A 25,353-nucleotide genomic window follows, 5' to 3' on the forward strand; every position below is an offset into this window, starting at 1 on the left:
ATAGTAGAACTCCACCCGATAGCGGTAGGCATTGGCGGTGGTATTGAGCGCACTCACCGAGCTACCCCGATCGACGTAGAGCGTATCGGCCACGCCGGGCTGGATGTTGGTATTGATGGTGGCAATGGTGGTAAAATCAGTGCCGGTCAATCCCGTGGCTCGCTGCAGTCGGTACTGGTAGGGTGCTCCCAGATCGCCGGGTTGCAGGCCCAAGGGTCTGCTCCACCGAACCGTAATTTGTCCTCGTTGGGTATCGGTCGAATCGACGGTCACCTGGGTGATAACGGGAGCCAGCAAAGGCAGTTCGAGGCAGGCTTCGTTGGAGGCCACACTTACCCCACCGTTACTAAGAAGGCCAGGGTTACGGGCTACGATCCGATAGGAGTAGCTAACGCCCCGCCGGAGGGCCGAGGTATCGATGTAGGACGTAGCGGTATAGGGAACACTACCGATCCTCTGGTAGCCTAACGAAGCCGGTAAGCCAGTCGTACAGGCTTCTGGTGTATAGTTTGTGCAACCTTCCTTACGATAAATAATAAGTTCTGTTGTATCAGCTATCCCGCTGGATGACACAATACGGCCGCAAGTATAAGGATTCCAGTTTAGCTGAATAGCTCGTCCGCTGGCGGTGGCCGTGGGCCGGGCCGTTACGTTCTTCACCGAAGGCGCATAAATACGAACTCGTAACGTAGCAAAGGACGCTAACGAAACAGCGCCCCGCCCCGGTACGTCATTCACTTTAAGCGTAATGTCATAGGGTTCTTCACGAACATGATCGCAATTGGTTTGCCAGGAGAACGTAGCCGTAGCTGGCTGGTTTTGAATAACATTCCCATTGATCAGTCTGGCATACGCAGGTTTTACTAATTCCTGCCCGGCCGGAAATGGCAGTCCATCGCTATTTAAGTTAAACGGCCCACCAAAACCTGAAATAATCACCCGTTGACCGTCGGGATCAGTGGCCTGGATGGCTTGGTTAATTAGCGTACCGGCCTCTACGCACACTTCAGCTCCGACAATCAGTGGACGCTTATTGGGCTGATCGACCACGATAATCTGCATATCGCGGGTTATTTCTCCAATCAGCACACCATTACGCCACTCTTCGATGATAAAGGCGAAGTTAAACTGCCCGGCCCGGCCTGGCGAATCCCAGCACAAATCGCCCGTTTTGGCATCGATCGTAAAGGAAGGCGAGCCACTACCATCTTCACGCTGTGTACTGAATGACGTTGGGTCCAGATAGGCCGGGATAAATCGGCTCCGACAACTGTTTACTACTCCTTCCTGAGGTCTGCTAAGCCGATAAGCCAGGCTATCACCATCAACATCGAAAGCAGCCGGGTTATGACAGAACTTCTGCCCCACCCGAGCCGAATCGAGGGGAGGATTCAGCATAACGGGTGTCGAGTTTGTCTGTAGCGCAGCATTGATCAGAATTGTTGTCGATACGTAGAACGTTAACTGATCAGAGGCATCCTGCGGTGGCAAATTGACAGTGCCTTTGTTACGATTGGCAATCTGAACCCCAATCGTATACGTTCCGGGCCCCGGATACGTATGCGTCGTAACGTAGGTATTAACTGACGATGTTCGTCCATTAATATATTTTCGGCTGAATCTTCGTACATCGGCCTGGGTGCCATCACCAAAACAGAACGTATAGGAGTTGGCATCATCAGCAGCAGCTTTCCCGGTTAATTCATCGTAATAAGTGGTTAATGTTATTTCATACGTCAACGTAGATCCGGGTATCCGACGCGTTGTAATTTCCCCTGCCCGTACGTGCGTTGCGTAGCCAATAGTTGGCCGTAAAACCGCTCCTGCAAAAAGAGCGATTAACCCCATTGTGTAAAGTAAGCGCATAGAATTATCGCATTTCACATACAACGAATTCAGCACTAAAAACTATATCAATTCCCGACTCAGCAGTTGCTCATTTTCGAACAACTGCTGGATCAAAATACCGTCTGTCAGTAATGATGATATCGTCTCAAGTCCCGAGTTGTAAACTGTGTTATTCTGAAAAAGTGCGGGAATATACTGACTTGCCAGACAAATCCCGGTCTGCTTCCTCAATCAGTACATAAAATTGGCATTTCGGCCGATGAATAGACCCCTTGTTAACGAAACAGGGAGAAACAGAAGAATGTAAATCCCCTATTTCTCCCTGAAAATTATAGAAAAGACTTAGTATAAAACCCAGGTATCTTTACCTCCTCCACCTTGTGAAGAGTTAACGACCAGCGAGCCTTTCCGCAAGGCTACTCGTGTTAAACCACCGGGAATAACATTGACGCCATCGCCATATAAGATATAGGGTCGGAGGTCGACATGTCGTCCTTCGGCATGATCACCCACAATACAGGGAACGCGTGAGAGCGAAATGGTCGGCTGGGCAATATAATTCCTTGGATTTTCCTGTATTTTCTTGCGGAACAGCTCATGGTCTTCCGGCGGAGCTTTGGGTCCAATTAACATCCCGTAACCACCCGCTTCATTAGCCTCTTTTACAACCAGTTGTTCGATGTTGTCCAATACGTACTGACAATCCTCCTCTTCGCGACAGATATACGTTTTAACGTTTGGAATAATAGGCTCCTCGCCCAGATAATACTGAATAATTCGGGGCACATACGCATAAATTACTTTATCGTCGGCCACACCAGTACCCGGCGCATTGGCTAAAGCAACGCGCCCCTTCTTATAGACTTCAAAAATGCCAGGTACGCCAATTAATGAATCGGGATTAAACGATTGTGGGTCCAGGAACGTATCGTCGATACGTCGGTAAATCACGTCAACAATCTGGAACCCTTTTGTGGTACGCATTTTAACGTACCCACCCGATACAACCAGATCACTTGCTTCTACTAACTCAACCCCCATTTGCTGCGCCAGATACGAATGCTCAAAATAGGCCGAATTGTAAATGCCCGGCGTTAGCACAACCACAGTAGGATTTGGTCGGTCAGCAATATACTGAAGCATTTGCAGCAGGCGCATTGGATAATCGGACACCGGACGAACGCCCGTCTGCGTCAGCACTTCAGGGAATGTCTGTTTAGACAGCTCCCGGTTTTCGAGCATATAGGATACCCCCGATGGACAGCGCAGGTTATCTTCCAGTACCATAAACTGCCCATCTTCGCCCCGAATCAGGTCGGTTCCGGTAATATGACACCAGATCCCTTTCGGAGGTCTTACTCCTAAACAAGGCTTTAAAAACGACTTACTTGACTCTATCAGATCGCGCGGAACAATGCCATCGTTCAAAATCTGCTGCTCATTATACACGTCGTCAAGGAACATATTCAGCGCCTTAATCCGCTGAATCAGACCCGCTTCGAGCTTATTCCATTCAGCAGATTCAATGATTCGGGGAATAATATCAATAGGCATGATTCGCTCCGTCCCTTCTCCTTCTGAGTATACATTGAAGGTAATACCCATACTCATCAGCGAACGCTCAGCCGCATGCTGCCGGCCAATAAGATCTTCCCGAGTAAGCTGCTCAACCCGTTGCTGAAACGGAGCACAACCCTGACGGACCTGCGCCTGACTATCAAACATTTCATCGAAAAAATTCTCCGTTTGATAATCGGCAAAGGAAAAATTAGCGCTGACCTGACCCTGAGACTGGGTCATTCCATTCATCGACTGGGATTGGGACTGTGCGGTGGAATTCTGTTTCATGGAACAATATATTGCCGTTTATCAAAAAGACAAAATAGAAAAACCGTAAAGGTGCCTATTCTACAAATCAACTAATAAAGGAAACAAGATTAACAGACTCTTCTTTCTTAAACAAGGTTTCCCCTTACTTATATAACGATTTAGTTGAGTTCTTCGCTTACCAACTACCGTTCAACTCAGTAACGAAGCCCTCCTCTACCACGCATCACCTTAAGCATCTTTTAATCTCCGTACTCATTTCCGCTCTAATTTCGCGGTTTTTAAATCTTTTTAACAAGCAGTGCAACAGTAAAAATACTTAGCGCGTATCGGCAAACGTATTAGCCTCAAGGCTTATTCAAGTGCGATTTTTAACAAAACCAACAACATTTTTATGAAAGCATTGATTGTTTTTAGCTGCATGGCTGCGCTCGTCATAAGCCTTAACGCCTGTAACCACAATTCTGTTGATCCATCCAGTACAGATGGGTCTGCCCGTTCGAGTTCTACGGATAGCCTGAAAGCAGGCAAGCCTCGCAGTTTGACCGCTATCGACGTAGCGAGCCTACCTACTGCTGTTACTACGTATATCAATACGAACTACGCTGGAGCCACTATTAAAGAAGCAGGAAAGGATTCAAACGGAAACTTTCTGGTAGCCATTTCTGTCAGCAACATGATTAAATTACTGGTCTTTAACGCTGATGGTACGTTCTCCAAAGAAATTAGTGGTAAACCAGGCCACGCTCATGGTGATTCGGCTCATCATCCTAAACGCGACTCAACCGATCGGCCAAAACATGCCCCTGGTGATTCGCTGAAGCATCCACGGCCACCTCACGGCGATTCGCTACGCCCTAACAAGCCAGGAGCCGGACCTGAAATAACGGTGATTGATGTTGCTAAATTACCTGCCTCTATCACGACGTATATCACAACGAACTACGCGGGCGCCACCATCGAAAGAGCGGTTCAGGATAAGAAAAGCTCCGATTATATGATCATGATAAAAACCAGTGACAGCAAACGGGTTTTATTATTATTCGGTTCGGATGGTACATTCAAGAAAGCAGTGACAGGTAAGTAACGATTACCGTTCTTATCCGTTTCAAGAAAAGCCAGTTAAAACTGGCTTTTCTTGTCTGTTAAATTTCATTAATTATACCCAGGATTGTTGAACGTTTTGTAACCTTGCTATCTCAAAATAATATAGCATTAGTCATGAAAAATCACATACTGACAATTGTGTTGCTTTTAAGTATACTCACAACAGGCTTAGCACAAACAGAAAAAGGGCGTTGGCAAGTTGGTATTGGTGTTGGTAATCTTACTTATCAGGAGCAACAGGGCAGCAAATACTTTTCCGGTAACCTAACTCCTACAGCTGGCTATTTTGTCGCCGACAATTTGTTGATTGGGACTGGCGTTCCTTTGAGTCTGTCACAGCAGAGATTTACATCCTATAACACTACGAAATACACCGGCACATCAGCAGGACTATCCCCATTCGTGCGTTACTACATTGGCAAATCGTCATTCAAACCCTATGCAGGTGTCTCATACAGTTACGCATTCACGCATAATAAGTATGATCTTTCGTCTGTGTTTGGGGATCGGGGTACTCCACTTCGTTTATTCCAACAATTGGCGTAGCTTATTTTATCAATCGGACAGTGGCACTCAATGCAGGTCTGGCCTATACTGTGTCCAACTCTAAAAGCGGCTATATTTCTCTGGCCAATAACGTCCCAACTATCGTTGACAGTAAATCAGAATCGAAATACGCATCACTGGATATTGGCTTTCAGATCTTTTTCGGGAAGTAGTTACCCTTTGTTCTGTAGTCGGAAAAGAGAGCTATTTCTGACCACAGAACATCAGTAAATGAAGGTTAAAGTGTTACGCCAAATCGCTCGCCAAGTTCTTCCAGGCTTTTAATAACAGGTTCTATTAGCGGAATACCATTTTCTAATCGCTCAGCTTCCATCATACGCTCAGGGTCGCCCGGAATTAGAACCTGCTTTCCCTCAACGGCTTTAGCCTGTCGAAAACGCTGAATCCAGGTATCCATATGCGTTTTAAATTCATCCGCTGGTCTGAACGCATCGATACGCATAGCACCAAAAAAATGACCCGTTCCCTGACCAACGCCTTCGTTTGCCTGCATAAAGCCAGCCGTTGCAAACGGAGGTACCCAGGGCCCATAATTAGCTCCCGACAGCACGCCCGAAAAAATATCGACAATAGCGCCTAAACCATATCCTTTATGACTGCCATGTTCCCGGTCGGTACCCAACGGAAGCAAGGCTCCGCCATTGCGTATGGCATTCGCATCGTTCGTTGGCTCACCTTCCGCATTTTGGGCCCACCCCAGGGGTATATCCTGACCTTTACGCTGAAGAATTTCCAGTTTGCCATAGGCAACAGCCGTTGACGCAAAGTCGGCCAGGAATGTTGGCTCTGTTGCGGCCGGAATAGCCACCGCAATCGGGTTCGTTCCCAGCAGTTTATCCAGCGAAAAAGTAGGAGCAACGAGCGGTGCCGCGTGAGTCATAGCCTGCCCAATCATATCCTGGTCAGCCGCCAGTAACGCGTGATAGCCGGCAATACCAAAATGGTTCGAATTACGCACGGCAACCCACCCTGTTCCGGCAATACGTGCTTTTTCAATAGCCACCTGCATTGCCCACGGCCCTACCACTAATCCTAGTCCCCGATCTCCATCAACGACGGCTGTCGATGGGGTTTCATGAATAACACGCATGTGGGGTTTCGGATTAATACGTCCGTGGTCGTACAGTCGAACATAACCCGGCAGACGAGCCACCCCGTGCGAATCCACTCCCCTCAGGTCGGCGCTAACCAGTACATCGGCTGCCAGATGAGCATCAGTCTCCGAACAGCCAAGCGCAATAAATATTTGTTCCGTAAACGAACGGAGTTGGTTTGCTGTAATCATGGCCGCAAATTAAACCAACACGACGCGAACCCATTAAACTTTATTAAAAATTCAGTCAATTCAGGCTTTTTTGTGTTATTATGCCAACACCACTTTTCGCGTATGAAGTCTAATAAACCCCGCCGATCCATCACATTTGCTGTTATTTCTCTATTTATCAGCCATTTTGCCTTTTCCCAACCTACTGACACACTCACCACCGAACAGCTTCTTCAGCGAAAGGGTACAGCCTATTCTGCTTTGCTACGTCCATCGCGCTATCTGGCACTGGATGTTAATCACACGTTTGGTGGTTTCCGACGTTACCGATTTTTTGTGGGCGATGAAATTCACTTTAAAGCAAGGGGCGAAAAATTCCGGGAGGAGTTATACGACGTTACCGACAGCACGTTTTCTATTCTGATGGCGAACGAAGTTATGGGTCGCGACGAACCTGTTACGTTCCGGCTGAATGAAGTTCAGAAGGTAATGATCCACCGCCGAATACCGTTTGTAACTATGGCAGGGACAATTTTTCCGCTGGCAGGTGGCGTCTATCTGCTCGCTGACGTGATCAACAACCGTCAGTTAAACACCAATGTACTTCCAGTTACGGGTGCTTTTATTGCCAGCGGAATGCTGTTCCATTGGTTAAGCAACCCGCATCCCCGAATCAATAAAAACCACCGACTTAAAGTGTTGCGAACGTATTAAGTTGACTGAACCAGCCAGGATGGTGTATCTTTGTCGCAATGAACGCTGTCAAACTTACTCCTCCTACTGGTTCCGTTCGAGCCACCATCCCATTAGCATCGTCAAAGAGCGAGAGCAATCGGGCGCTCATCATCGATGCGCTTACTGATTTTCAATGCACGCTGCAGAACCTCTCTACGGCACGGGACACGCAGACCATGATTCGTCTGCTTAAATCGTCTGATGCTACAGCCGACGTGCTGGATGCAGGAACTACCATGCGGTTTCTGACAGCTTATTTTGCCGTAACGGGTCAATCGAAAAAAATGACGGGTACTCCCCGCATGTGCGAACGGCCCATTGGTATTCTGGTCGATGCACTGCGAAAACTCGGCGCTGATATTACGTACCTCAACAACGAAGGATATCCACCGCTTCAGATTAACGGCTTTACTAAAACAGCCGGAACGGATCGAATCAGCATTCGGGGCGACGTAAGCAGTCAATACATTTCAGCGTTGCTCATGATTGCGCCCACGTTGCCAAATGGGCTCACGCTGGAGCTGACAGGCTCTATCGGTTCGCGACCCTATATTGAGATGACCCTGGAGCAGATGATTTATTTCGGGGCCCATGTTACTGCAGACTGGGAAGCCAATACTATTACGGTCTCGGCCAAAGCGTATACGCCGGGGCCATACACCATCGAGTCAGACTGGTCTGGTGCCAGTTACTGGTATAGCGTTGCGGCACTAGCCGAAGACGAAGCCTCAAAAATCGAGCTGCTTGGCCTGAAAGAAAAATCATTGCAAGGCGACAGCGCCATCGTTGATATCATGCGGCCACTCGGCGTTGACAGTACGTTTACAGATACTGGGGTTAAACTGACGAAACGCCCTACGGAGCCATCGCTGTCCTGGGATTTTACGCACTGCCCAGACCTTGCCCAGACGGTTGCTGTCTGTGCAGCTATAAAAGGAGTTACGCTCACTCTAACGGGTATCGAAAGTCTCAAAATCAAAGAAACGGATCGGGTAGCTGCCCTACAGGCAGAATTGCAAAAAATAGGCGCCGAACTCGTTGAGGTAGAACCGAACCACCAATACGTAGTGCGTCGTCTGGAGACAGTCCCCACTATACCTGCTACCATCGAAACCTACGACGATCACCGGATGGCAATGGCATTTGCGCCCGTAGCTATGCAGCAATCAATAATAATTGAAGAGCCAGGGGTTGTTGCTAAATCGTATCCCAGCTTTTGGGACGATATGGCCCGGATTTTGTCGGTAGAAGACGTAGTAGAATCGACTGAAATTGGCGATTGATTTTTTGGACAAAATCTTGAGAGTTCGGTAAAAAATAAAACGCATTGCTTAAAGGTTTAAAAGGGCATATTGAGCTAAGAGGCTTTATATATTTACTACGTTAAATAATTTTTAAGCATTTATTAACGTTAAATATCAAAGAAGTCGCCAACTTTGTATCCTTAAAATTGACATAAAATCAGAAACTCTAAGGGTTTCTTGTTCTATAAAGAAATAATTGCTTAGTTAGCAGTAACGATCCTTTACAAAGGGAAGGTTGAACATCAAGATTCGGCGGCCGCCCGGTCGTCAGTCTTGAAATGGTGTGGATAGAAGCGGAAAGCCGCCCCGACATTCGGAGCGGCTTTTTTGTTTTTAATCAAATAGATAAACAAACCAATCGTAACTTGCTGAATAATTCCCTCAAGATACTATTCAATCCTAAGCTTCTTACCTGATAATAGCGTTGACATGGCAGCATCAGTACTGGCAACTCGTTTCGTAGAAGATTCTACAATTCCCTGGGAAACGGTTGGAGAAGGCGTCAAACGTAAAATAATGACATACGACGCAAATCTAATGATGGTCAAGGTATCGTTTGAAACAGGCGGTATTGGCACTCCGCACCAGCATATACATACTCAGATGAGCTACGTTGAGAGCGGTGCATTTGCCATTACAATCGCCGACGAAACCAAAACGCTACGTGCTGGCGATGTGTATTATATTCCTCCCAACATTCGCCATGGAGCTGTCTGCCTGGAATCAGGAATTTTGATCGATGTCTTCACGCCCATGCGTGAGGATTTTGTATATCCATCCTTTTGTCTTTAATCAATTCTCTTATAAGCAGTTATGCAACGACGTTTGTGTTGTGTTCTATTGTGTTTGTTACCCTCCCTGCATGCTGCATGGGCACAATCCAATAAGGTACCCTATACCCAGGTTAATCTTCAAAATCTAACTGATTTTAAACCCACTGGCTCCAACTGGAAAATAGTCGGCGACGTATTTTATGATCTCAATAAAAGTGGAGCAGGCAACACAAAATCAGGAACTGGTATTGTCGTAAATGATCCTGCAAAAAGCAAAGAGCATTTATTGACAAAAATGGAACATGGCGATCTGGACCTCGAACTCGACTTTATGATGGAAAAAGGGTCGAATTCGGGGATTTATTTACAAGGCCGCTACGAGATTCAATTATTTGACAGTTGGGGTGTTAAAGATCCCAAATCATCGGACTGCGGAGCTATTTATGAACGCTGGGATGAAAACCGCCCGGAAGGACGAAAAGGCTATGAAGGACATCCGCCTGCTCAGAATGTCAGCAAAGCACCGGGCCTGTGGCAACATGTAGGCATCGTCTTCAAAGCTCCCCGTTTCAACGAAAAAGGTGAGAAAATAGCCAATGCCCGATTCGTTAAAGTAGTCTTAAACGGCGTTACGATCCAGGAAAATATTGAAGTTACTGGCCCAACCCGGTCCGCTATCTTTCAGGATGAGAAACCGACGGGCCCACTGATGATTCAGGGCGATCACGGTCCCGTAGCGATACGTAACATTAGCTACAAATCCTATGGTATAGAACCCGTTACGTTAACAAAGCTCCGGCTGAGCGCGTACGATGGAAAATTCAAATCGGTTGACGAACTCAGCGCGCTAACGCCTAAGCGTGAGATGGATATCGACGTACTGGCTCATCTGGCACCGGGCAGCCGGGACAATTTCGCCGGAAAGATTACTGGCACTGTTCATATTCCACGTTCAGGACAGTACTTTTTTGACCTAAAACTACGCTGGATTCCTACAGAAGTGAACACGAATGTTCGCAATGGTGCCGGAGAGTTGAAAATTGCCGGTAAAAAAGTACTTGGTATCACAACAGAAGATGGTGGAGCAGCCTCAACCAACGTCAATCTGGAAGCAGGCGACTACCCAATCGAGCTGACGTACTACAAAAATTTCGGTTTATGGTATGCCCGTAGTAACGACATTCTGCTCTCGGTAGAAGGCCCTGGCGTTCAATACACTACGTTAAACCAAATTATTCGGGTCGAAGAACCGGTTGGCGAAATATCGCTTACGGCTACCAGTGAACCCGTCATGCAACGAGGCTTTGTCAACCATCAGGGGCGTAAGCATACACATACGATATCGGTTGGCGAACCTGGCTTCACTAATTATACGGTCGATCTCCAAACAGGTGAATTTCTGCAAATCTGGCGGGGCGATTTCCTGGAAACAACACCAATGTGGCATGGTCGGGGCGAAACGCAATTGTCCGTTCCATTGGGCAGCGTAATAGAACTGGCCGGCAAACCGTCGCTCGCACTCATGACCGACAAAAACGCGGCCTGGCCTGACTCTAACACGACCTATACGAACCTGGGATACGATATTGATCCATCCGGGCGGCCCATTTTCAAGTATACGCTGGGCAATGCCAGCGTTCGCGAATCGTTTGCCGCCACCGATGAAGGGCGAAAGTTATCGCACACATTTACCATTACACCAGGCCAGGAAACCCAGGAAATATGGTGCCGGGTAGCATCGGGTAACGACATTGTCGAACAGCCCAATGGCTTGTACGCGATCAACAATAAACAGTATTTCATTGAACTTCCTCTGAAGGGAAAGGAAAAGCCATTCATTCGGACAACGGCTCAAAACACTAAGGAGTTGCTGCTCCCCGTAAAGGCAACGAATAATACCGGAACGCTTACGTACTCCATTGTTTGGTAAGGCTCAACTCCCGAAAGCATCATGAAACTATACCCTACATTTTTTGACCGACTGGCGATGGCAGCACTCGCTGTATCAGGATTTATTCTGATGAATTCGTCAGTGACGTTAGCCCAAATTCAGTCTAAAACCGGCCAGCCAGTTAGTTCAAGCAGCAAACAACCGGCTCCGGCTCCCAAAGGCCTGGCCAAAGTAGAAGCTGACCCCGAAAAAGAAGACGATTTCTATAAACTCATTTCCCTGCCCGTTCCCGAAGATGTTATTCTGGAAGTTGGTGGTATGGCTACGCTCCCGGATGGTGGCCTGGCTGTATGTACCCGCCGGGGCGAGGTATGGATCGTAAATAATCCATACATAAGCGGATCAGAGCGCCCTACGTTTAAGCGCTTTGCGTCGGGTTTACACGAACCACTGGGCCTTGCCTATAAAGATGGCGACATCTACGTAACACAACGTAGTGAAGTAACTCGTCTGCGCGATAAAGATGGGGATGGCCGGGCCGATTCCTATGATAAAATTTACTCGTGGCCCCTATCGGGCAATTACCATGAATATTCCTACGGACCCACATTTTTGCCCAACGGCAATATGCTGGTCACGTTGAATGTAGGCTGGAGCAATAGCCTGGGTCATGGCGTTAGTCTGGTACCCTGGCGTGGCTGGACGCTGGAACTTACACCCGATGGCAAAATGACTCCGTTTGCGGCTGGTATGCGGTCTCCGGCAGGCTATGGCATGAATGCTACGGGCGATTTTTTCTACACCGAAAACCAGGGAGACTGGGTTGGCTCAGGACGTATCTCGCAAGTGGAAAAGGGCGACTTTCTAGGCAATGCCGAAAGCCTGCGCTGGACTAATTTACCAGGATCTCCCCTTACGTTGAAACCTGAGGAAGTTCCCAACACAGGTGAACCTTTATACGACGTAGCAAAACGGGTCAAAGCCCTAAAAGCACCAGCGGTATGGTTACCTCATGGTATTTTGGGTATTTCAACTTCGGGCTTTCTAAATGATAATACGAATGGAAAATTTGGCCCATTCGTAAATCAGGTGTTTGTGGGCGATCAGGGGCAAAGTATCCTCTCCCGCGTCGACTTCGAAAAAGTAAAAGGCGTCTATCAGGGTGTTGTTTTCCCATTCCGCGAAGGCTTTTCGTCGGGTGTGTTACGTATGGTTTGGGGACACGATGCGTCTATGTTTGTTGGGATGACCAGCCGGGGTTGGTCATCAACCGGCAAAGCGCTATATAGCTTACAGCGGGTTGTCTGGACGGGCCGGATGCCGTTCGAGATGAAGACGATTCATGCGATGCCCGACGGCTTCGAAATTGAGTTTACTACGCCCGTTGATAAGGAACTGGCCGCCGATCCAGAATCGTATAAGGTAACAGGCTTCAATTATAAATACCACGCTACGTATGGCAGTCCGGTTATTAACCGAGCAGGCTGCCCGATTCGGGGCATTGTTGTGTCGAATGATGGTATGAAAGCCCGACTGGTTGTAGACAGTTTACGACTGGGCTACATCCATGAGATCACAGCGGCTGGCGTCCGGTCAGAAATAGGAAGAACGCTGTTACATAACGTAGGTTATTATACGCTTAACAATCTTCCCGACGGCGAGAAATTAGCTATTACGGCCCCTGCTCCTAAACATAACCATGCCGACATGGCAATGGCGTCGACCTCAACGACTCCTCCTGCTACGTCAAAGTCAACCGGTAAAGCCAAAGCAACGCCTACCAAACCATCGTCGGGCAAGCCAGCTGCTACCAATGTTGTCAAACGTATCACCGAAATGCCTGCTTCCTGGGGAGAGCCCGATTACACGATTACAATTGGCACCAAACCAGGGTTGAAATTTGCTCCTGAACAGTTTCAGGTCAAGGCGGGCAGTAAAGTGCGAATCATCTTCAACAACGAAGACGATATGCTCCATAACCTCGTTGTTGTTCAGCCCGGCACAGCCGTTCAGGTTGGTGAGCTGGCGATGAAATTAGGGCTGGAAGGTCAGGAAAAGAACTATATCCCCCAAACCGACAAAGTCCTGAACCACACGAACTTACTACAGCCTAACACGAACGAGACTATTTACTTCATTGCCCCCGAAAAACCCGGTGATTATACCTACGAATGCTCCGTTCCTGGCCATTTCTATGTTATGCAGGGAACGATGAAAGTAGTAAAATAAGTGAGTTTTAACCTTGTTTAGCCTGAAGGCATTTCTTCGCTTAACCTAAGTGTTACCTACGTAGCGCTGGTTATCGAACGATACGCTTTCAGGCTAATCTATTTATACCCATATGCCTACTTACATTTACCTCAGCCTGCTTTTCTTCCTAGCACCTTACGTATCACCAGCCCAAACACCTTCCGAATCCATTCGACTGAACCAAATCGGTTTCTATCCTAAGGCCAATAAAATCGCTATAGTTGTCGGCGATCAGTCGGGTAAATTTCAGCTAGCGACCGCCGATCAGAAAAAAGTGGTCTTTGACGGTACGTTAGGGCCGGCGCTAACGAATTCGATTTCAGGTAAAATAACGCATACGGCCGATTTTTCGGCGTTTACCAAGCCGGGTACGTATGTCCTTATTATTCCGGGTCTAGGCCATTCTTACCCCTTCGAAATTCGTTCGGATGTTCATCGTGAAGTAGCAATAGGGGCTCTAAAAGGATTTTATTACCAGCGGGCTTCTACCGATTTACCCGCCCAATTTGCCGGGAAATGGGCACGCCCTGCTGGCCACCCCGACACGAAGATCCTTATTCATCCATCAGCCGCTACGTCCGAACGACCTGCGGGGACCGTAATTTCTTCGCCCCGGGGCTGGTACGATGCTGGCGACTATAACAAGTATATCGTTAATTCTGGCATTACGATGGGAACACTCTTATCACTCTACGAAGATTTCCCGGATTACGCCAAAACACTACGTACCAACATTCCCGAAAGCGGCAACAATATACCAGACCTGTTGGATGAACTATTGTGGAATCTTCGCTGGATGCTGACGATGCAGGATCCTAACGACGGCGGTGTCTATCATAAACTCACCAATCCAAGTTTCGACGGCATGATTATGCCCGACAAAGCCATCAAAGATCGTTACGTTGTTCAAAAAAGCATTACGGCTACGCTCGATTTTGCGGCTGTTATGGCGCAGGCAAGTCGCGTATTCAAAGCCTATAATCGGCAGCTTCCCGGCCTGTCGGATTCCTGCGTTTCAGCCGCGACCAAAGCCTGGCTGTGGGCTAAAGCCAATCCAGCTGCACTATACCGTCAGAATGAGATGAATACGCAGTTTGATCCGGATGTGGTAACGGGTGGTTATGAGGATCGTACTAGTGCTGACGAATGGATATGGGCGGCCGCTGAACTCTACGTAACAACGAAGGATGAGTCGTATTACAAAGCTGTTAATCTGTTTCCTGATAGCAGAACGCCACTCCCTTCCTGGGCCCAGGTACGTACTCTAGGCTATTACACGCTGGCCCGATTCAGCAAATCTTTAACGCCAATAGGTAAAAAAGACGTACCACTGCTCAAAAAACACATCGTCTCCTTTGCCGACTCACTCATTCAGGGAGCTGATAAACAGGCTTTTCAGACAGTTATGGGCAAGTCAGCAAAAGATTACATTTGGGGAAGTAGCGCCGAAGCAGCCAATCAGGGTATTGCGCTCATTCAGGCTTACCGGCTGGTTGATACCCCAAATCGGAAACACTATTTACAGTACGCGCTCAGTAATCTCGACTATCTGTTAGGCCGTAATAGCGTCGGCTATTCGTTTGTTACTGGTTTTGGCGATAAAACGCCGATGCATCCACATCATCGACCATCGGTTGCGGATGGTATTACCGAACCCGTTCCGGGCTTGCTGTCTGGAGGAACCAATGCCAATGCTGCTCGTCAGGATAAATGCGCTGGTTATCCGTCAACCGTTGCCGACGAGGTGTATATCGACGCCGATTGCTCATATGCTTCCAACGAAATTGCCATTAACTGGAACGCGCCATTGGTTTATCTGGCTGCCGCTTTAGAAGCTCTTCAGGAATAGATTGGCCATCAATCCAGTATTTCTAACTGCATACGCCCGAACGTATCAACCAAGTACTCCAGCTTATTTCTTTTGACTGATAGACTCTGAAACCAGAGTCTATCAGTCAAAAATAATCCTTATTTCTCCCAGGCTAACTGATTAACTTTTCGACCAATTGCATAGCCCATTCGGAGCCCTTCTTCGCAATCCATCCGATAGTGAACCCCTAACACAATACGGGAATACGCATTTTCCTGGGCCATCTCATAAAAACTGTTAAAGCTTCTGGGCTTGCCCTTAAATTCCGTTCGCCCTTCATGGCAACGGTCGGTCATAGCGTAGGCTGTTCCGTAAATATCGGTCAATACTTCAGCCGCAGCTGCCCCAAAACACGAATGCCCCGATGGATAGGAAGGAAAGGGTGGTGTAATGCCCACCATAATGCTAATGGGATTGTTCAGACGGGTACGCCAGGTGGGGTCAATTGTCCGCTGAATGTAATGGATAGGCCGCTCGATATTATAGATGTACTTGGAATTCCAACAGGCAACCCCCACATCGCTCAGGCTCATACCAACCTTGGCGAAGGTATAAACGGCCTTATCTAAGGAAGCATTTTCCTGCCGTATCACCGCACAGGCGATGGCTATCCAACGTCCCGCTGGTTCGAACGTGAGCTGGTAAATATCATCGCTCCAGAATTCACCAATCCATTGTTCTTCACTGGTCAACGGCGTAGTGGCCGTATAGATTTCCAGCCCCTGAGCAAACAGCGTCGATTTTATGTTAGAACTATAATTCAACGGCTCTTTGGCTAGCTTATCGCTTTCTGACGCCACAAATGTTCTAACCTTTCCCCAATATGGCAACAGAGCACGGGTAAAATCAGGAGCGGTAGGTTGCCATTTACCGGTTCCCTTTGGCGGTACGTAATCAACGGGATTGTTGCGAAGATAAGCCGCGTCGCCCGCTACGTCTGTTTTTGAATAAGCCATTACTGCTGCGGCTATGGCTTCACCAAATTTTCGGGATCGGCTCAGTTCTTCCGTTGTAGCCGTTGTAGCGTTCAACTTTGCATATAACGAATCCATTTTAGCCTTATCGCGAAGGGATACCTGAGGAAATAAGCCTTTCATCATCTGGTAGTACGATTCGTTCAAGGCAACCTCCCAGCGATAACTTTTCCCGGTTTCGGGTTTAGGTACTGTTAGACCAGCCAATTTATTGGCGATTGACTGATAGTGAGCAGAACCCGGTACCATTGTTTCATAAGTAGCCAAGCCAATATAGGCTAACGCTCGGGCAGCAACCGGGGGCCGGTATCCGGGTGCATATCGGTCAATAATCAGAAAAAGATCCATCCACTGAAGCGCTACCGAGGCATCAGTAGTCGATGCCGTAAAAGCTGGCGATACGTCTTCCTTCGGGGGTTGACAGGATACGGTTGCGCTCAAAACGGCAATAACAGCTCCCAGGCAAATAATTCTTTTGTGGTTGAAAAACCGTCTTGTCAAATAATATATAAAGATTTCCTTCATAATCTTTTAGTCATTGTGAGAATACAAGCCAGCACAGCACTATGCCCTCAAGCATAGCCGAGAATACATTCCTGCTGATCGAAATGAGTCTGTTGTCAGGATACGTGAGTAAAAGAATGGGATACTGGCTCACACTGCCAGCCAGCAAAACCCATTCAAAAAAGACAGTGCTTATACTCAGAGCTTGTGATTGTGGGAGTGATTCGTTTCGGATGGTGGTTTACTGCTGGTACCCAAAAAAGCACAAAGCAGCATACCACCGCACTGATTAGTAAATCAGCGGTGACGTAGCACTAATTCCAGGAATAAACTATTCTAGCACTCTGGAGGAGGAGAATGAATAGGCAGAACACGCGCCGTGAGTACAAATGGTACATCTGGAATTCGGAGCGTGTTGAATAAGAAGGAAGTAAGAAAACTGAAAACACTTTGCTGAGTTAGTGAATACTCTTTCAGCAAGATCTTGAGAAACTGATTAGCCTTTCGGCTCGTTTTATCGGTATCGGTCAAATGCTCATTTAAGAAGGCAAGCAAATCATTTTGCCAGAACGAATCCCCTTCCTGTTCGAGACTGGCAATGTGCAGCAGATTGCCCTGTACTTCCATACTGACCACCGAATAATAATGCCCGTTATAAGTGAAGCCGTCTGAAGTAGACTGGGCAATATCTATGAGTTCCTGCTCATTATCGAGTGGGATTTCGAACTCTACCATGCTATCCACAGAACGATAGACCAGCAACCGTTCTGATAAGTCATTCTCCGCAAGCCACCAGTTCCCAACTACCAGCATGACATAAGCCAGCGTATGGTAAGCTAGTAAAAGAAAAAGGCCAATAGGAACAACTTTTTTCACAAAGCCTATATGTCAAGTCTCTAAATTTCACGGGGGCACTACTAGATTTTAAACAAAATTTATGCCATTTGCCAATGCCAATCCTTGTTTTAATACAATATTGTGCACTATATATTGAACTATAGCCAGTAAAACATAAAAACTTACATTTTTTCATGTTTCATTAGCCATACGAATCAAATTATAGTAACCCACTGGCTAGACCTGGGGTAACGTAAGCCAGACATACTACGCTGTTTTTAGTTGTTCAGCGCATTGATAAATGAAATCATATCCGGGATATCCAGTATAAAATCAACCGCTACGTTGTCAATAGCCTGCTGAGGCATAAAGGGAGCCTGAGCTGTTTCTGGTTTCTGAGCAATGGTTATTCCACCTTCCTTTTTGATAGCCGCCAACCCCTTGGTTCCATCTGTATTGGCACCCGATAACAAAATACCTACTAACGTATCGCCATAAACATCGGCGGCTGACTCAAACGTTACGTCCAGCGACGGGCGGCTATAATTTACTTTTTCCGAATAGTCCAGGGAAAACGTTTTATCGGCCTCTATCAATAAATGGTAATCGGCCGGAGCCAGATAAATGTGCCCTACCGCCAAAACGTCCTTATCTTCAACCTCTCTGACCGGAATTGACGTTCGGCTGGCTAATAAGGCTTCCAGTGTAGAATCAGCGGAGTTTTTACGATGTAAAACCACAATTATCGTGAACGATAAAGTTGGCTTTAAAGCAGGTAATACCTTTAATAATACGTCAAGACCACCCGTAGAGCCCCCAATCACAACGACATCGCAACTTCTTTTCAGGCTATTTTCCGCCATATCTTTTCTTTACCCTGCTGTTTATAATTTGGCTTTATAGTCGAAAAGTTGATTGTCTCCTTTGTGCCTAAAGCCAGATACCCCAACTGACCCAGACTTTCATCAAAAAGACTCAGAACCCGATCCTGCAGGGGCTTATCGAAATAAATCAGTACGTTTCGACACATGATCAGGTCAAACTCGTTGAACGATCGGTCAGACACCAGATTATGGGTCGAAAAGATCATTTTTTCAGCCAGTTTTTCATCAAATTTCACCTGCCCGTACTGAGCGGTATAGTAAGAGGAGAAATCCAGTATGCCACCCGACTCGATGTAATTTTCGGAATACTGTTTCATCGACCCCAGCGGAAAAATGCCCCGACGCGCCTTTTCTAAAGCTGTAGGGTTCAAGTCGGTCGCATATAGTAGCGACTTATGAAGAATTTGGGACTCTTTCAGGAGAATTGCCATCGAGTAAACCTCTTCACCCGTAGCACAGCCCGCATGCCAAACACGAATAAATGGTTTGGCCGTGAGTGTTGGTAAAATTTCCGTTCGAAGGCATCGGTAAAATAGCGGATCGCGGAACATTTCCGTAACGGTCACGGTAATTTCTTCCACAAACCGTTTCAGATAATCCGCATCAGATTTCACTCGATATCTGAATTCGGCAAAGCTCGGAAATTTATCTAACATCCAGAGTCGGACTATCCGTCGCTTTAACGATGCCCTGGAATAGTTTGAGAAGTCATATCCGTATAATTCGTACAGATCATTCAATAAAATATCAACTTCAGCCTCCGCTATCATTACGCAACTCAATTAAACACGCAATAATAGTTGCAATAATCTGTCCACATCAATGGGTTTGGAAATATAATCGGTGGCTCCTGCCTGCAAGCTCTTTTCGCGGTCGCCAACCATAGCCTGGGCCGTAACCGAAATAATCGGCAGATGCCGCCGTTTTTCGATGTTCTTGATGCGGGGAATGGCTTCATATCCATCCATTTCGGGCATCATCATATCGATAAGAATTATATCGACAACCTCATCTGTATGAAGCAGATCTAACGCTTCCTGCGCACCGGAACACGAAACGCAATCAAAGGATTTCGCTTTCAACGTAGCAGTCAATGCAAATATATTTCTTGCATCGTCGTCAATAATTAACACCCTTTTTTTGCTCATTATTAGTTGTCTAATTAGGTCGTATTTTATTTAGGGCTACTGGGTCACTACTATCGTTCATACAGCCAGACACGTAGCAACGACATCAACTGATCGATGTCGACCGGCTTGGTAATGTAGTCGGAAGCGCCCGCCTGAATGCATCGTTCGCGATCGCCGGTCATGGCTTTGGCCGTAACGGCAATAACCGGCAGAGATCGCCACTGGTAATTTTCCCGAATTTTCTTAGCCGTCTCATAACCGTCCATCTGGGGCATCATCATATCCAGCAAGACCAAGTCTATTTCCGGGTTTTCCTGTAATTTCTGGATGGCTTCTTTGCCGTCCAGCGCCGTAATGACATTCATTTTATAATTTTCCAGCGCTTTCGACAATGAAAAAATATTTCTTACATCGTCATCAGCGACCAGTACCGTTTTATCGGTCAAGATCTGGCTCAGCGCTCCTAATTTTTTTATATCGATGGATGGGTCCGACGATTTTTTCTTTTCATCGACCAGGTGCAGGAAGAGCGATACTTCATCAAGCATTCGCTGATACGAGTGCGCAGTTTTTACAACGATTGAGTCCGCGTATTTCTTGATTTTTAACTCTTCTGCCATCGATAGGCTCTTGCCCGTGAATATAATAATAGGCAAACTTTCCAGTCCTGGATTTTTCTTGACCTCTTCCAACGTATCGTAGGCTTTCGAGTCAGGAACGCCCATATCCAGAATGACGCAGTTGATTTCTTCCCGTTTCAGAGCCTCAACACCCTCCGTTATATTGCTCTTCAGCTCAGAACTGATATTGAAAGTTTCCAGGAAGTAAGCTAATGCTTTGGCATGTTTCGGATTGTCTTCGATGATAAGCACTTTCTTGGACGATCGATTTAATACGTATTCGATCTTTCTGAATATGTCCTGCATTTGCTCGAAAGCCATTGGCTTATCCACAAAATCGATAGCCCCTTTCATCAGACTTTCCTTTTTGAGCTTGTGCGACGACATAATATGTACTGGGATATGCCGTGTTTGTGGATCAGATTTCAGCGCATCCATAACCTGCCAGCCACTCATGACGGGCAACTGAATATCCAGCAGAATACCTAATGGTTTGTATATACCTGCCAGTTTCAGCCCTTCATCACCTCGTACGGCCACAATAGCTTTGTAGCCTTTTTTACGTGAATAATCGAGCAGCGATTTAGCAAAGTTGGTATCGTCTTCGACAATAAGAATTACTTTATCAGCCGTTGTTACGTTACTGCGGTCATCTGGAATTGCTTCCGGAATAATCGTACTGAGATAGTTTGTGGTCGTTTCAACTTCTTTGGCTTCACTAACTGGAGCGGGTTCCACTTTCTTGCTCACATAAGGCTTCTCCGGCGCTGCATGGACCTTTGCTTCAACAATCGGCAGTTGCAAGGTAAAGGTACTTCCCTCATTAATTGTACTCGACAATGTGATTTCTCCACCCAGTAATTTAGCTAGCTCACGACTGATGGATAGCCCAAGGCCCGTACCGCCGTATTTCCGTTTTGTTGAGCCATCGGCCTGCTGGAATGCTTCAAAAATGAGATGCTGCTTTTCGGGCGGGATACCAATACCGGTGTCTTTGACCGCAAACTGGAGAGTTGGTGTCACGGGCGATTCTCTTTTTACACTCAGCGTTACGTTGCCTTTCGAGGTAAATTTGAGCGCATTGGAGATCAGGTTTTTTAGAATTTGGCCCAATCGCATTTTATCGGTCTCAATAAGCTGCGGTACGTTCTTTTCGATCTCAATCCTGAAATCTAACCCTTTTTCGTTGGCTATCGGGTTAAAAAGAGCCTGAAGTTCATCCGTTATTTCCTGAACAGAAACCTCCATATACTCCAGCTTCATCTGACCTGCTTCAATCTTCGACAAGTCCAGGATTTCGTCAATCAGTCCGAGTAATCCATTGCCCGACGATTGAATTACGTTGGCATATTCGATCTGATCGCTAGTTAGATTATCTTCGTTATTTTCTGATAATAACCGACTTAGCAGCAATATCGAATTGAGTGGCGTTCGCAGCTCGTGCGACATATTAGCCAGAAACTCCGACTTGTAACGAGTACTTATTTCCAGCTCTTCCGCTTTTCTCTGAATTTCTTCATTACGCTCGACCAGCAATACACTACGCTCTTCCAGCTCGGCATTGGTCTGCTGCAACTCTTCCTGTTGTACACGCAATTCTTCTTCAGAAGCCTGGAGTTTCTGGGCCTGTGCTTCCAGTTCAGCGTTTACATTTTCCAGTTCATTATGCTGCGCCTGAAGCTCTTCGGACTGTGCCTGTGTTTCTTCCAGGAAATTTTGAAGCTTAACGTAGTCCAGAGCGGAATTAACGCCAACCGCCAATGTGTGCAGATTCGACTCGAGAAAGCCTATCTCAATCGGATCGGGCTTATGCAGTAGGCCAATTTCGATAACACCTATACACAGATCGGCAAAAACTAATGGCGCAATGAGCAACGATTTGGGCTGAGTGCTCCCCAACGACGAATTCAGAGTTAGGTAGTTTTCGGGCAACTCGTCAATAATAAGCGGCTTTCTTGCCTTGATAGCTTGCCCAAGCAGTCCATCATCTTCAGTAATGAACATGGGTACATTACTGGCAGCGTACTTGCCTGTCAGCCGAAAAAAAGAATCATCGTTGATGATATAAACAGTACCTAACGGAGCATTCAGGTACTGGCAAATTGACGAAATAAGCTTATCCGCTAATTTATCTATGTTACGTTCTCCACGAATCGATTCGACTAGTTCGAGCGTGCCTGTTTGTTGCCAGTTTCTGGTTTTCAGATCATTGAACGTACTTTCCAGCGAACTCGCCATTGTATTGAGCGCTTTACCAATACGTCCCAATTCATCGTCACGCGTGTCCTGGCTTCTTACTGAATAATCGCCATCAGCAATATCGGTAGTAATGTCTTCCATAATACCGATACGTTCGCTGGTTTCCCGGTACTGCTGCTCGGCCTTTATCTGACTAGCTATCCGATCATCCAGATCCTTTTTAATTCGCAGATATGTACTGATTGTAATCATTATTGAAATGACTGCGGCAACCAGCATTAGAAAAGGCGTGTAGGTTATGTACAACTCCTGTTGCTGAAGACGGTCGGACAACAACTTATTTTCTTCTATTTTGAGCCGATTAATCACCAACCGCAGATCGTCCATGATTTTTTTACCACGTACCATCTCTGTATAGCGAGACAACGTATCGCGCCTGAATGACGTGTTACGTCGAGTCATGTTGATAATACGCTGCATCTGCTCAAATTTTGCTTCGTACAGCATCTTTAACTCAGCCAGATTCTTCTGCTGGGCTACATTCTCGGCTGTTAGCTGGCCTAACTCATCATAACTTTTGGTAGCCTTATCCTGCGCTCCTTCGTAAGGTTGCAAAAAAGTGGGGTCGAGGGTAAGCAAAAACCCACGCTGGCCCGTTTCAGCATCTCGTACCGCTGCAATAATGTTCTCAGCCTCTAGTAAAACCTGGTTGGTGTGGTTTACCAACTTCGAATTACTAATCAGTTTTTGGATGCTATAATAGGCTGCGAATAAACTGCCAATCAGCAACAGCGTCGAAAGTGAAAAGACAATTTGCAGTTGCCGTATAACAGTATTAGATATAGTGTGAGGCATGGTTACTTATTAAGGGAAGCTTATTTATTCAGGGACTAACTCATTCACTTGATGAATGGGTAAAATAATAATGAAGCGGGTACCTTCATCAATGCGGCTTTTAGCCGAAATAACTCCCTGATGCTTATCAATATTCTTCTTGGCAATCGCCAGCCCAATGCCGGTACCTTCATAGCTGGTACGACTATTTAAACGCTGAAAGATTACAAAAATACGGTCCAGAAATTTTTCATCGAAGCCAATACCATTGTCGCTTACTGTAATCCGACAAAAGGGCCCACTCACTACGGACAAACTATCGATGTCTTTTTCGTCCACGAAGTCGGCATTGATCTCAATAACAGGAGGCAAATTACTCTTTGAGAACTTCAGCGCATTGCTGATAAGATTTTGAAAAACCTGTCTGATCCGGCCAGGAATCGTATCGATTATCGGTAATTCGCCAACCGTAACGATTGCATTTTTTCGGCTGATTACGTCTTCAAAATCGACCAGAACCTCCTTAACCAGTGTTGTAAGGTCAGTTGGCTTAAACACGGCAGGTACAGACAACTGTGAGTACGATAAGAGATCATCGATCAGGCCCGACAAACGCGCCGACGATTTAATGGATCGATCCAGGTACGCAATAGCTTCTGGATTTTCTTTCAGATACTTTTGTTTGATCAGATCGTGAAGCAGTTGAATTTTGCGTAGCGGTTCTTTCAGATCATGTGATACAACCCAGGTAAACTGCTGCAGCTCATGGTTAGTCGTCTCTAATTCCGAATTCTTTACTAACAGTTCTTTGGTACGGGCCGTAACTTGTTCTTCCAATAGCTCGGCAGCCCTTTTTTGGGGATGAATATCCGTAAACGTACCTACCCAACGCATTACAGCATCCTGTTGCTTAATCGGTATGATGCGCAGAAGATGGTATCTGTAATCGCCCGTCTTTAATTCCTTTAATCGGATTTCCCGCGTAAACTCAATGCCTCGTTCAAAATAAGTTGGCCATTCTTCACAGACAGCTTCGTCGTCATCATGAACAACGGGGAAGGTCGTAGGATCTTTTGAGTAGTTGAACCAATGCTCATTCACATACTCAATCCGAAAATCGGTACCGATTGTAAACGCCATTTGTGGCAGCGACGCCAGAACGAGTCGCAAATCCTGCATTCGGGCGGCCAATTCTTCTTCGGCCTGCTTCCTGACTTCAATTTCATTACGTAATGATTCCTGAGTAGCTCTCAGTTCCTGCTGTTGTTCATACAGGCGGTGTAATGTTTTTACTTTTAAAACCAGTATGTCTGGGTCAACGGGTTTTGTGAGATAATCAATTCCGCCCGACGTATAGCCTTTAGTAATAAACTTCTTCTCTTTGTTGACTGCCGACAGGAAAATAATGGATGTATCTTTTGACTTACTGAAACCAGAAATAGCATTGGCGACCTCAAAGCCATCCATTCCGGGCATCTGCACATCCAGAATAATAACCGAGTAGTTCGTCTTAAGGACTTTTTTTAAAGCTTCTTCTCCCGACTCCGCCGTATCGACTGCAAAGCCATGCAGTTCCAGTATCTTTTTCAGAGGAAAGATATTTTCCGGCCTGTCGTCAACAATGAGAATCATAGACAGTGATAACTATTTATAACGTTGGTATACGTCAGTAGACGTTCTCCTGGATGTAACAAATCGTCGCAGCATTTACTCATGCTTCGATACATTTTTAGCTCTAGTTCCAGAAAATGTTATGTGAAGATATGTCAGATTGGCAGGTGGTTCCAAATATATATTACTGGTGACCAACAAAAAGCGCTTTTAGTTTTTTTACGGCATTCTGTTAGTTGCTCCTTGGGTTGATTTACAGGTCGGCTACGATGCAACAGATTACCCCTTTTTTACGGAATAACTCCTACCCATAGACGAACCATA

At 46.4% G+C, this 25,353-nt stretch carries 17 protein-coding genes and 1 pseudogene; 8 read left to right on the forward strand and 10 right to left on the reverse strand.

The genetic code is table 11. The annotated features are described in order from the left end of the window. Window positions 1-1,866, reverse strand: a pseudogene (locus tag GK108_RS29295) (gliding motility-associated C-terminal domain-containing protein); the annotation flags it as partial. Between the two features lie 324 nt (window positions 1,867-2,190). Beyond that, window positions 2,191-3,696, reverse strand: coding sequence for a circularly permuted type 2 ATP-grasp protein (locus GK108_RS29300; protein WP_163955153.1), 1,506 nt, complete (start codon window positions 3,694-3,696; stop codon window positions 2,191-2,193). Window positions 3,697-4,069: 373 nt separating this feature from the next. On the opposite strand from GK108_RS29300, the gene GK108_RS29305 reads away from it, so the two are divergent. After that, on the forward strand, window positions 4,070-4,762 hold the full coding sequence (locus tag GK108_RS29305) for a PepSY-like domain-containing protein (RefSeq protein WP_163955154.1): 693 nt from the start codon (window positions 4,070-4,072) through the stop codon (window positions 4,760-4,762). Between the two features lie 134 nt (window positions 4,763-4,896). After that, complete coding sequence (locus tag GK108_RS29310) at window positions 4,897-5,328, forward strand: outer membrane beta-barrel protein (RefSeq protein WP_163955155.1); 432 nt, start codon at window positions 4,897-4,899, stop codon at window positions 5,326-5,328. A 238-nt stretch (window positions 5,329-5,566) separates the two neighbouring features. On the opposite strand, the gene GK108_RS29315 is transcribed toward GK108_RS29310, so the two are convergent. Continuing rightward, a complete protein-coding gene (locus GK108_RS29315; protein ID WP_163955156.1) occupies window positions 5,567-6,634 on the reverse strand; it encodes an Ldh family oxidoreductase in 1,068 nt (355 codons plus the stop codon). Window positions 6,635-6,736: 102 nt separating this feature from the next. On the opposite strand from GK108_RS29315, the gene GK108_RS29320 reads away from it, so the two are divergent. The 6 genes from GK108_RS29320 to GK108_RS29345 all read left to right on the forward strand — a co-directional run bounded on the left by GK108_RS29320 (window position 6,737) and on the right by GK108_RS29345 (window position 15,415). After that, entirely contained in the window at window positions 6,737-7,327 is a 591-nt protein-coding gene (locus GK108_RS29320; protein ID WP_163955157.1) for a hypothetical protein, read from the forward strand. 38 nt (window positions 7,328-7,365) lie between these two features. Continuing rightward, window positions 7,366-8,631, forward strand: coding sequence for a 3-phosphoshikimate 1-carboxyvinyltransferase (locus GK108_RS29325; RefSeq protein WP_163955158.1), 1,266 nt, complete (start codon window positions 7,366-7,368; stop codon window positions 8,629-8,631). 450 nt (window positions 8,632-9,081) lie between these two features. After that, on the forward strand, window positions 9,082-9,444 hold the full coding sequence (locus GK108_RS29330; RefSeq protein WP_163955159.1) for a cupin domain-containing protein: 363 nt from the start codon (window positions 9,082-9,084) through the stop codon (window positions 9,442-9,444). 21 nt (window positions 9,445-9,465) lie between these two features. Further along, window positions 9,466-11,355: a 3-keto-disaccharide hydrolase gene (locus tag GK108_RS29335; RefSeq protein ID WP_163955160.1), complete on the forward strand. Its 1,890-nt coding sequence runs from the start codon at window positions 9,466-9,468 to the stop codon at window positions 11,353-11,355. A gap of 21 nt (window positions 11,356-11,376) precedes the next feature. Next, window positions 11,377-13,545 (forward strand): plastocyanin/azurin family copper-binding protein, encoded by a 2,169-nt coding sequence (locus tag GK108_RS29340; protein WP_246225266.1) that lies wholly within the window; start codon window positions 11,377-11,379, stop codon window positions 13,543-13,545. Window positions 13,546-13,657: 112 nt separating this feature from the next. Continuing rightward, window positions 13,658-15,415 (forward strand): glycoside hydrolase family 9 protein, encoded by a 1,758-nt coding sequence (locus tag GK108_RS29345; RefSeq protein WP_163955161.1) that lies wholly within the window; start codon window positions 13,658-13,660, stop codon window positions 15,413-15,415. Between the two features lie 119 nt (window positions 15,416-15,534). Here the strand turns inward: GK108_RS29345 and GK108_RS29350 are convergent, their stop codons facing one another. The 7 genes from GK108_RS29350 to GK108_RS29380 form a co-directional block, all read right to left on the reverse strand. Then, on the reverse strand, window positions 15,535-16,851 hold the full coding sequence (locus GK108_RS29350; protein ID WP_163955162.1) for a vanadium-dependent haloperoxidase: 1,317 nt from the start codon (window positions 16,849-16,851) through the stop codon (window positions 15,535-15,537). Between the two features lie 399 nt (window positions 16,852-17,250). Further along, window positions 17,251-17,790, reverse strand: a complete 540-nt coding sequence (locus GK108_RS29355) for a hypothetical protein (protein WP_163955163.1) — start codon at window positions 17,788-17,790, stop codon at window positions 17,251-17,253. 239 nt (window positions 17,791-18,029) lie between these two features. Beyond that, window positions 18,030-18,614, reverse strand: coding sequence for a chemotaxis protein CheB (locus GK108_RS29360; protein ID WP_163955164.1), 585 nt, complete (start codon window positions 18,612-18,614; stop codon window positions 18,030-18,032). After that, window positions 18,596-19,405 (reverse strand): CheR family methyltransferase, encoded by an 810-nt coding sequence (locus tag GK108_RS29365; protein WP_163955165.1) that lies wholly within the window; start codon window positions 19,403-19,405, stop codon window positions 18,596-18,598. The genes GK108_RS29360 and GK108_RS29365 overlap by 19 nt, the downstream gene beginning before the upstream one ends. Before the next feature lie 12 nt (window positions 19,406-19,417). Then, the gene (locus GK108_RS29370) at window positions 19,418-19,783 is read right to left on the reverse strand and encodes a response regulator (RefSeq protein WP_163955166.1); all 366 of its coding nucleotides are present in this window, start codon (window positions 19,781-19,783) and stop codon (window positions 19,418-19,420) included. A 50-nt stretch (window positions 19,784-19,833) separates the two neighbouring features. Then, window positions 19,834-23,439: a response regulator gene (locus GK108_RS29375; protein ID WP_163955167.1), complete on the reverse strand. Its 3,606-nt coding sequence runs from the start codon at window positions 23,437-23,439 to the stop codon at window positions 19,834-19,836. Window positions 23,440-23,463: 24 nt separating this feature from the next. Then, a complete protein-coding gene (locus tag GK108_RS29380; protein WP_163955168.1) occupies window positions 23,464-25,050 on the reverse strand; it encodes a hybrid sensor histidine kinase/response regulator in 1,587 nt (528 codons plus the stop codon). Window positions 25,051-25,353 lie beyond the last annotated feature (303 nt).

This window comes from Spirosoma terrae, from assembly GCF_010435915.1.
Classification (GTDB): Bacteria; Bacteroidota; Bacteroidia; order Cytophagales; family Spirosomataceae; genus Spirosoma; species Spirosoma terrae.

Excerpts from the sequence above, each read along its gene's own strand:
- GK108_RS29300 (WP_163955153.1), bottom strand. The coding sequence starts at position 3,696 with ATGAAACAGAATTCCACCGCACAGTCCCAATCCCAGTCGATGAATGGA.
- GK108_RS29305 (WP_163955154.1), top strand. The coding sequence starts at position 4,070 with ATGAAAGCATTGATTGTTTTTAGCTGCATGGCTGCGCTCGTCATAAGC.
- GK108_RS29310 (WP_163955155.1), top strand. The coding sequence starts at position 4,897 with ATGAAAAATCACATACTGACAATTGTGTTGCTTTTAAGTATACTCACA.
- GK108_RS29315 (WP_163955156.1), bottom strand. The coding sequence starts at position 6,634 with ATGATTACAGCAAACCAACTCCGTTCGTTTACGGAACAAATATTTATT.
- GK108_RS29320 (WP_163955157.1), top strand. The coding sequence starts at position 6,737 with ATGAAGTCTAATAAACCCCGCCGATCCATCACATTTGCTGTTATTTCT.
- GK108_RS29325 (WP_163955158.1), top strand. The coding sequence starts at position 7,366 with ATGAACGCTGTCAAACTTACTCCTCCTACTGGTTCCGTTCGAGCCACC.
- GK108_RS29330 (WP_163955159.1), top strand. The coding sequence starts at position 9,082 with ATGGCAGCATCAGTACTGGCAACTCGTTTCGTAGAAGATTCTACAATT.
- GK108_RS29335 (WP_163955160.1), top strand. The coding sequence starts at position 9,466 with ATGCAACGACGTTTGTGTTGTGTTCTATTGTGTTTGTTACCCTCCCTG.
- GK108_RS29340 (WP_246225266.1), top strand. The coding sequence starts at position 11,377 with ATGAAACTATACCCTACATTTTTTGACCGACTGGCGATGGCAGCACTC.
- GK108_RS29345 (WP_163955161.1), top strand. The coding sequence starts at position 13,658 with ATGCCTACTTACATTTACCTCAGCCTGCTTTTCTTCCTAGCACCTTAC.
- GK108_RS29360 (WP_163955164.1), bottom strand. The coding sequence starts at position 18,614 with ATGGCGGAAAATAGCCTGAAAAGAAGTTGCGATGTCGTTGTGATTGGG.
- GK108_RS29365 (WP_163955165.1), bottom strand. The coding sequence starts at position 19,405 with ATGATAGCGGAGGCTGAAGTTGATATTTTATTGAATGATCTGTACGAA.
- GK108_RS29370 (WP_163955166.1), bottom strand. The coding sequence starts at position 19,783 with ATGAGCAAAAAAAGGGTGTTAATTATTGACGACGATGCAAGAAATATA.
- GK108_RS29375 (WP_163955167.1), bottom strand. The coding sequence starts at position 23,439 with ATGCCTCACACTATATCTAATACTGTTATACGGCAACTGCAAATTGTC.
- GK108_RS29380 (WP_163955168.1), bottom strand. The coding sequence starts at position 25,050 with ATGATTCTCATTGTTGACGACAGGCCGGAAAATATCTTTCCTCTGAAA.